Origin of the sequence: Martelella sp. UBA3392 (genome assembly GCF_002358775.1) — a bacterium.
GTDB classification, from domain to species: Bacteria; Pseudomonadota; Alphaproteobacteria; order Rhizobiales; family Rhizobiaceae; genus Martelella; species Martelella mediterranea.
The window spans coordinates 1-8,013 of record NZ_DEPM01000124.1 but is presented as its reverse complement, the minus strand read 5'-3'; the positions used below and the strand labels follow the sequence as shown (position 1 = coordinate 8,013).

The window sequence follows — 8,013 nt, the reverse complement described above, 5'->3', positions numbered from 1 at the left end:
GGTCTTCCGTCGATGACCGGACAATTGCATGCCGAGATCGGAACGACCGCGGTGCGCGCCGTCGGCCGGTTTGCGGATGCCGTCGGCACGAGACAGATGCAGTTGACGAACGGTCTTGCCGGAACGGGCGACCGCTCCGCCGGCGAGGGAACGCTCTGGGCGAGCGGCAATTCGCTCTCGACCAATGTCGGTTCGGCAAACGGCCTTTCAGGCTATGATGTCTCCGGCGGCAACGGCGTCTTCGGCTACGACTGGCGGTTCGGCCAGGGCGTTGCCGGCGTCGCCGCCTCCTATGAATATGCCGATGTCTCGGCGAACGCCAACGGCTCCGGCGATGTCGGCACCTATCAGGCGGCGCTCTACGGCAGTTTCGATGCCGGCATGATGACATTTGCCGGCCGTGCCGGCCTCGGCTACGGCAATCTGTCGACCAGCCGGATCACCACGCTGGGCGCATATTCGGCCACGGCATCCGCCAGCGGCCATGGCACCGGCGGGTTCATCGAGGCCGCGGCGTTCTCGGACCTCGACATGGACGCGTTTACGCTGACGCCCTCGGCGACACTCGGTTACCGCGCGTTTCACCGTGACAGCATGCAGGAAAGCGGCAGCAGCTTCGCGCTCGCTATTCCCTCACAGACGTTCGACGAAACGCAGACCACGCTGGCGGTCGAACTCTCCAAGGATATCAGCTTCGACAATGGCGTGCGGCTTCTGCCGGCGATCAGCGCCGGCTGGCGGCATGATTACGGCGATACCGGCCGTTCACCGACGCTCGGCATCTTCGGAAGCGATTTCGATGTCGCAGGCGCGAATATCGGCGCCGATGCCTTTATCGGCCGTGTTTCGGTGACGGCCTTCGCCGACGACCGGTTCACCTTCGAAGCCGCCTATGAGGGCGAGTTCCGCGAGAACCTCGAGAGCCACATGTTCTCCGCCAAGGCCAGCCTCAGCTTCTGACAGCGAGCCAGAAAAAAAACGGGTGCGTCGCAAAGAAAAGGGCCGGATTTCCGGCCCTTTTCGGCGTCCTGACCGATCCGGATTGACCTGATGTTGACGAACGCCTTCAGCCCTTCCGGGCCGTGTTCGCTGCCATATGGCTGCCGCAGGCGCGCCCCCGGTGACGGTGCAGCTATCCGAGAGCCGGTATCAGGCAGAGTCAGCGTGAAGCTATTCCGTTCAGGAAAATATCGACAAGACGAGCGATAGGGTCGCTCGATGAAGCTTCTCGCTCCGTTGCGAGCGAGATCGCCGTTGCCACGCACACGATGTCGTCAAAGCTGACGTCGGCCCGGACGACGCCGGCAGCCTGCGCATTGGCCAGAAGCCGTTGGCCTTCCGCGCTGGTTGCGACACAGCCGGGGGTCCCGACCTGCAGAACCGTTCCAAGCATGGCCGCAAGGCCGCGATAGACATTCGTGTGGCTGACAAGCTGTTCCAGATAGCGGCGCAGAGTGCCGAGCGGATCGCGGCCGTGGTCCGAGTCACGACTGGAGGCCGCGAAGGCGACAAAGCGGGCACTGTATGTTGCGGCCAGTAGCTCTTCCCGTGTCGGAAAACGCCGATAGAGCGTTCCGATCCCGACCCCTGCGCGCTTTGCGACGTCGTCCAGCGTCACGGTGGCGCCTCGTTCCAGAAACACGTCCTCGGCCGCCGCCAGAATGCGCTCGCGATTGCGCTGCGCATCCGCGCGTAATGGAATTTGGTCCGACAAAAATCACCTCGCTGGGACTTGTTAAGTGGAGGATATCTCCATATAGGAAATGGAGCAATCCTCCACTTAATGGAAAGGCGAGTTTCATCATGACGGAACGGTTCAAGGACAAGGTTGTGGTCATCACCGGCGGAACGGACGGTATCGGCCTGACGACAGCCAAGGCATTCGCGGCTGAGGGCGCCCATGTATATATTACCGGGCGCCGGCAGGAGCGGCTGGACGAGGCGCTGCGGGAGATCGCAAACGGCGCCATCGGCGTGCAGGGCGATGTGAGCGATCCTGCCGCGGTCGATCGGCTTTACGCCCGGATAAAGCAGGATCATGGCCGCGTGGACGTGGTCTTCGCCAATGCCGGCGTGTCCGAATCCGCGCCGATCGGGGAGATCGGGGAAGACCATTTCGACCGGGTCTTCAACATCAACGTCAAGGGGACGGTCTTCACGGTGCAGAAGGCCCTGCCGTTGATGTCAGCCGGCGCGTCCATCGTGTTGGCCGGATCGGGCGCGGGCAGCAAGGGTTTCGCCAGCCTCTCGATCTACAGCGCGACGAAGGCGGCGATCCGGTCCTTTGCACGGACCTGGACGGTCGACCTGAAAAGCCGTGGCATCCGCGTCAACGTGGTGTCGCCGGGCATGGTCCTGACGCCGGCCATGGCGACCTACCTTCAAGATAATGCCGGCATCGAGGAATGGATGAACCAGGCGATCCCGTTCGGCAGGCTCGGACAGACTGAAGAGGTCGCCAAGGCCGTGCTGTTCCTGGCCTCGAACGAAAGCAGCTTCGTCGGAGGCGAGGAACTGATGGTGGACGGCGGTTTCGTGGCGGTTTGAAAGCCGGCGCCTGGAACATTGGGCTCGGATTGGCCGGGCACACAGACTTTTGATATGGCGGCCTCGCGTCTAGGCGGGGTCGCAAATCCTGGCGTTGGCGCGCTTGCCCCGCGTCAGGCCGTTCAGGCGTTAAACTGACTCGTCTCCATGCGAACGCATTTCTTCACCGTCCCGCGAAAGCCGCGGCGGAACAGCGGGCAAGATGCCGCTGTCAGCCCGCAAGGCGGGCGCATTTTTCTGAACACAAATTGTCGACAACCTGACGGCGGCGACGTATGCTCAAAGTCCGGACGTTGCCGGCCTGGTCGGATTAAGCCGGCTGAACGGATAGCATACAGCATCCGCGGGATTGTGTGAAAGCCCGAGAACCAGAAATGAGGCAGTGATGGCGGCAGCGGTAGAGGCGGCAAAAACGAAAACGCGCGGGTCGGGAACCCAGAAGGTCTACGAAACGCTGCGCCGGGAAATTCTGGCGATGGACCTGACGCCGGGGAGCCCGTTGGACGAGGTCAGGCTGTCGGAGCGCTTCGGCATGTCGCGCACGCCGGTGCGCGAGGCGCTGCTCAGGCTTGCAAGCGATGCGCTGGTGACGACGCTGCCCAACCGCAACACCATCGTTTCCGCCATCAATTTCGCCGAGATGCCGCATTATTTCGAAGCCTTGACGCTGATGTACCGGATCAGCACCAGAGGCGCGGCCGCGCGCGCGCCGCATGAGCGGGCGATGATGGCGAACATTCGAAAACGACAGGAAGAGTTCGTCGCCGCGGTGGAGGCGCAGGACGCCTTTGCCATGATCGAGGCCAATCGCGAGTTTCACGTCGCGATCGCCGAATTGGACGGCAATGCCTATTACACCGGCTTCTTCTCCCGGCTGCTTGATGAGGGTCGCCGTATACTCAGGCTCTATTATTCTACCTTTGAGGACCGGCTCCCGCGCCAGTATGTGAACGAGCACGAGGATATCATTGCGGCGATCGAAGCCGGGGATGCCGACAGGGCCGACCGGCTGGCAGTCGCCCATGCCGGGCAGATCGTGCGCCAGATCCAGGAATACCTGGCGCGGGAAGCCGAGCAGGCGCGCGCGCTGTCGCTGGGGTGAGCCATGGTTCATGATTATGGCGCATTGCCGCCACCTGCCCGCACAACATGAGGACTTGATGAAAGACCAATCCAAAGCAGACGTTGTCGTGATCGGCGGCGGCATTATCGGCTGCATGGCCGCGCGCTATCTCATCGAGGCCGGGCGAAGGGTCACGATCCTGGAGCGCAGCGCGATCGCGGCAGGAGCCAGCGCCGGCAATGCCGGCATTCTCGCCTTCCCGGAGATCGTGCCGATCCCCGCGCCCGGCATCACCTGGAAAGCGCCCGGCTGGCTGCTCGATCCGCTGGGGCCGCTTGCCATTCGCCCGGCCTATGCGGCAAGGCTGGCGCCTTGGCTCTGGCATTTCTGGCAGGCGAGCTCCAGGGCCAGTTTCGAGCGCGGGCTCAAGGTTCAGGCGGCGATGATGCGGCTGGCGGCCGCCGAATATGAAACGGTCCGCAAGGACGCGCGGCTGGCTTCCTTTATCGTCAATACCGGCACGCTCGACCTCTACGACAGCGAAAAGAGCTTTGCCGCCGCGACGCCCGACTGGGCAAGAAAGCGCGAAGCCGGCTTCGATTTCCACCGCGTCGGCCGCGGCGAGATCGAGACGCTTCAACCCGGCCTCGCGCCGCAGTTCGAACACGCGATCTACAGCGAGGACGGGCTGCAGGTTTCCGATCCGGCCGGCTTTACCCGCGCGCTCGCCGAAAGCCTGCGGGAGGACGGCGTAACGATCACGATCGGGGAGGCCGCCGCCCTCGAGCCGACCGAGGCGGGCGCGCGCATCCGCCTTGCCGATGGAGGCGTCCTTGAGGCGCGCACCGTCGTGGTTGCCTGCGGTGCGTGGTCCAAAACGCTTGCGAAAAGCCTGGGCGAGGCGGTGCCGCTCGATACCGAGCGCGGCTATAACACCACCTTGCCGGCTACGGCCTTCCCGCTGAAGCGCCAGCTTTATTTCAACGATCACTCCTTTGTCGTCACGCCGCTGAAGGCGGGTATACGCGTCGGCGGGGCGGTGGAGTTCGGTGGGCTCGACCTGCCGGCCAATTTCAAACGCGCCGAGGCGCTGTTGACGCTTGCCAAACGTTTCCTGCCCGGCCTTGAGACCGAGGGCGGGGAACAGTGGATGGGGTTCCGCCCCTCGATGCCCGACTGCCTGCCGGTGATCGACCGCTCGAAGGCCGCGCCGAACGTGCTCTACGCTTTCGGTCACGGGCATCTGGGATTGACGCAGTCGGCGGCCACGGCTCGCCTGATCGCGGAACTGGCCGGCCAGCAGAAGCCATCCGTGAACCTTGAAAACCTGCGTTTCGACCGGTTTTCCGGCTGGTAGGGCGCGCGGTCGTTCCGGGGCCGGCGTCTGCTGGCGGCAGGTAAGGTTTTCTAGATTGCAAAAGCCCGCCCATCGCGCTGTCGACAAACTGACGACAAATATGATAGGCGAATTTGATGAATGAAAAATCTCGGTCTTTGATCGAGTGAAGACGGAGAGACCGCTGCGATGACCAACCGCCCCGAACCGATCAGCAAAGACGAACGCAAGGGCCGGATTGAGCGCCTGCGCGCGGCCATGCAGGCCGCCGGCGTCGATGCGGTGCTTTTAGGCTCGACCACCAGCCTTGCCTATTTCACCGGGCTTGTCTGGCATGCGAGCGAACGCCTGGTCGGGGCTCTGGTCACCGCCGACAGCCTGACCTATATCGCGCCCGCCTTCGAGGTCTCGAAGATCGAGACGCTGGAGCGCCTCGACGGCGATATCGCCGCCTGGGACGAGCACGAAGACCCTGCGGCGCTGACGGCAAAGCTGCTCGGCCAGGGCCGGACGCTGGCGCTCGACGATGCGCTGCCGTTCGCCATCTATTCGGCGCTTGCCCGGCAGATTGCGCCGGAGCGGCTGGTTGATGGCGGGCCGATGATCTCTTCGCTGAGAGCAGTGAAATCGCCCGCCGAGATCGCGCTGATGCAGTATGCGATGAATGCCACCCTTGAAGTGCACAAGCGCGTTCACGCGCTGATCGAGCCGGGCATCCGCGCTTCCGAGGTCGTGCGCTTCATTGACGAGACCCACCGCGCGCTCAGCGGCTCGGGCAGCACCTTCGCGATTTGCTCCTTCGGCGCGGCGACATCGCTGCCGCATGGCGTCGATGGCGATCAGACCTATGCCGAGGGCGATATCATTCTCGTCGACACCGGCACGATTGTCGGCGGTTACCAGTCGGATATGACGCGCACCTATGTGAAGGCGGAGCCTTCGGCCGAGTTTTCGCGGATATGGATGATCGAACGCGAGGCGCAGCAGGCCGTGTTTGACGCCGCGAAACCGGGCGTTGCGGCTGAAACCCTCGACGATGCGGCGCGCCGCGTGATCGCCGCCCATGGCCTCGGCCCGGATTATCGCCTGCCCGGCCTGCCGCACAGGGCGGGGCACGGTCTCGGCATGGATATCCACGAAGCGCCGTTCATCGTGCGCGGCAATTCAGCGCCGCTTCTGCCCGGCATGTGCTTTTCCAACGAGCCGATGATCGTGGTGCCCGAAAAATTCGGCGTCCGGCTGGAGGACATCATCCATATGGGCGAGAACGGGCCGATCTGGTTCACCACGCCCGGCAAGGGGCCGACCGAGCCCTTCGCCTGAGCGCCGGGCTACCCATCGACTTCATCCATGGGGCAGATTGCGTCCGGCGCGCTTTCCGCATGGCGCGCATGCGACACCACGCCTGAAGGGAGACGGCATGAGCGACGATTTCGAAACGATTGCGATCGATGAGGCGCGGGCGCTGGGCGAGGGCCTGTTGCTGGCGGCCGGCTATTCGGAAGATCATGCCCGCACGATCACCGATTGCGTCGTGCGCGCGCAGATGGACGAGTGCCATTCGCACGGGCTCTACCGGCTGATCAGTTGCCTGGAACTGATCGAGCGCGGTAAGGTCGATCCGGTCGCCACGCCGGTTGTCGAGGACCGCGCGCCGGCGATCATCCGCGTCGACGCCCGCATGGGCGTTTCGCTTGCCGCCTTCGAGGCCGGGCTTCCCGTTCTCGCCGAAAAGGCGCGGCATTGTGGGCTCGCAGCGCTTGCGATCAACAATTGCTTTCATTTCTCCGCACTCTGGCCGGAGGTGGAAAGGATCGCCGATCAGGGCCTTGTCGCCATCGCCGTCACGGTCAGTCATGCATGGGTCGCGCCGGCGGGCGGCAGCAGGCCGGTGTTCGGCACCAATCCGTTTGCCTTCGCCTGGCCGCGCCCCGGCAAACATCCCTTCGTGTTCGACTTCGCCACCTCGGCGATCGCCCGCGGCGATATCGAACTGCACCGCCGCACGCAAACCCCGCTGCCGGAAGGAACGGCGATCGACGCCGACGGCAATCCCACGGCCGATCCGGACAAAGCTGCCGAAGGCGCCATGCTCACCTTCGGCGGCCACAAGGGATCGGCGCTTTCGGCGATGATCGAGCTGCTCGCCGGTCCGCTGATCGGCGATCTCACCAGCGCCGAATCCCTCGCCTTCGACGATGGCGCCAAGGTTACGCCATTTCATGGCGAACTGATCATTGCACTCGATCCAGCCTCCTTCATGGGACAGGCGGCCCTCGACAATCTGAAGCGCGGCGAGGCGTTGTTTGACGCTGTTGAAGGGCAGGGCGCGCGCCTTCCCTCCGCCAGACGCTACCGGGCGCGGGCCCGCAATACCAAGGCCGGCGTTATGCCGGTGCGCAAGAACGTGCTCGATGAGCTGCGGACACGCGCCGCTAAATCGACACCGAAATCCAACTGAGAACCAGATTGAGGATGCACCAATGAAGATCACCGGCGAATTGCTGATCGGCAACCAGACCCGCATGGGCGCAAACGGAACACTGACAGCCGTGGAAGCGGCCACCGGAAAGGCGCTTTCCGGCGCGTTCGGCGGCGCGAGCGCGGCCGATCTGGACGAGGCGGTTCGGCTCGCCTGGCAGGCTTTCTTCGCCTATCGCGAGACGGCGCTGGAAGACCGGGCGGCGTTTCTTGAAAAGGCGGCCGCAAATATCCTCGCCATCGGCGAACCGCTGATCGAGCGCGCCATGGCCGAGAGCGGCCTGCCGCGCGCGCGTCTCGAGGGCGAGCGCATGCGCACCGTCAACCAGTTGCGCCTGTTCGCCGGCGTCGTGCGCGAGGGCGCGTTTCAGGATCTGCGTTTCGATCCCGCCGATGCCGCACGCACGCCGCCGAAACCCGATCTCCGGCTGCGCAAGGTCGGCCTCGGCCCGGTTGCCGTTTTCGGCGCATCGAATTTCCCGCTGGCGTTTTCGGTGGCCGGCGGCGATACCGCCTCGGCGCTGGCCGCCGGCTGCCCGGTAGTGGTCAAGGCCCATCCGGCCCATCCCGGCACCTCGGAACTGGT

8 protein-coding genes are annotated in these 8,013 nt (G+C 64.4%); 7 read left to right on the top strand and 1 reads right to left on the bottom strand.

Going from position 1 to position 8,013, the window contains the following annotated elements; genetic code table 11:
* The coding region (locus tag B4E36_RS09100; protein ID WP_345900261.1) for an autotransporter outer membrane beta-barrel domain-containing protein at positions 1–960 on the top strand (960 nt) is incomplete at its 5' end.
* Positions 961–1,159: 199 nt separating this feature from the next.
* On the opposite strand, the gene B4E36_RS09095 is transcribed toward B4E36_RS09100, so the two are convergent.
* Positions 1,160–1,714, bottom strand: a complete 555-nt coding sequence (locus B4E36_RS09095) for a TetR/AcrR family transcriptional regulator (RefSeq protein WP_292054058.1) — start codon at positions 1,712–1,714, stop codon at positions 1,160–1,162.
* Between the two features lie 89 nt (positions 1,715–1,803).
* Here B4E36_RS09095 and B4E36_RS09090 point away from each other — a divergent pair, with 89 nt between their 5' ends.
* The 6 genes from B4E36_RS09090 to B4E36_RS09065 form a co-directional block, all read left to right on the top strand.
* The gene (locus tag B4E36_RS09090) at positions 1,804–2,547 is read left to right on the top strand and encodes an SDR family NAD(P)-dependent oxidoreductase (protein ID WP_292054061.1); all 744 of its coding nucleotides are present in this window, start codon (positions 1,804–1,806) and stop codon (positions 2,545–2,547) included.
* Positions 2,548–2,932: 385 nt separating this feature from the next.
* Positions 2,933–3,649, top strand: coding sequence for a GntR family transcriptional regulator (locus B4E36_RS09085; protein WP_292054064.1), 717 nt, complete (start codon positions 2,933–2,935; stop codon positions 3,647–3,649).
* 10 nt (positions 3,650–3,659) lie between these two features.
* Complete coding sequence (locus B4E36_RS09080; RefSeq protein WP_414673749.1) at positions 3,660–4,967, top strand: NAD(P)/FAD-dependent oxidoreductase; 1,308 nt, start codon at positions 3,660–3,662, stop codon at positions 4,965–4,967.
* 168 nt (positions 4,968–5,135) lie between these two features.
* On the top strand, positions 5,136–6,269 hold the full coding sequence (locus tag B4E36_RS09075; protein ID WP_292054067.1) for a M24 family metallopeptidase: 1,134 nt from the start codon (positions 5,136–5,138) through the stop codon (positions 6,267–6,269).
* A 97-nt stretch (positions 6,270–6,366) separates the two neighbouring features.
* Positions 6,367–7,407 (top strand): Ldh family oxidoreductase, encoded by a 1,041-nt coding sequence (locus B4E36_RS09070; protein ID WP_292054069.1) that lies wholly within the window; start codon positions 6,367–6,369, stop codon positions 7,405–7,407.
* Between the two features lie 22 nt (positions 7,408–7,429).
* The coding region (locus tag B4E36_RS09065; RefSeq protein WP_345900260.1) for an aldehyde dehydrogenase family protein at positions 7,430–8,013 on the top strand (584 nt) is incomplete at its 3' end.

Excerpts from the sequence above, each read along its gene's own strand:
- B4E36_RS09090 (WP_292054061.1), top strand. The coding sequence starts at position 1,804 with ATGACGGAACGGTTCAAGGACAAGGTTGTGGTCATCACCGGCGGAACG.
- B4E36_RS09085 (WP_292054064.1), top strand. The coding sequence starts at position 2,933 with ATGGCGGCAGCGGTAGAGGCGGCAAAAACGAAAACGCGCGGGTCGGGA.
- B4E36_RS09080 (WP_414673749.1), top strand. The coding sequence starts at position 3,660 with ATGATTATGGCGCATTGCCGCCACCTGCCCGCACAACATGAGGACTTG.
- B4E36_RS09075 (WP_292054067.1), top strand. The coding sequence starts at position 5,136 with ATGACCAACCGCCCCGAACCGATCAGCAAAGACGAACGCAAGGGCCGG.
- B4E36_RS09070 (WP_292054069.1), top strand. The coding sequence starts at position 6,367 with ATGAGCGACGATTTCGAAACGATTGCGATCGATGAGGCGCGGGCGCTG.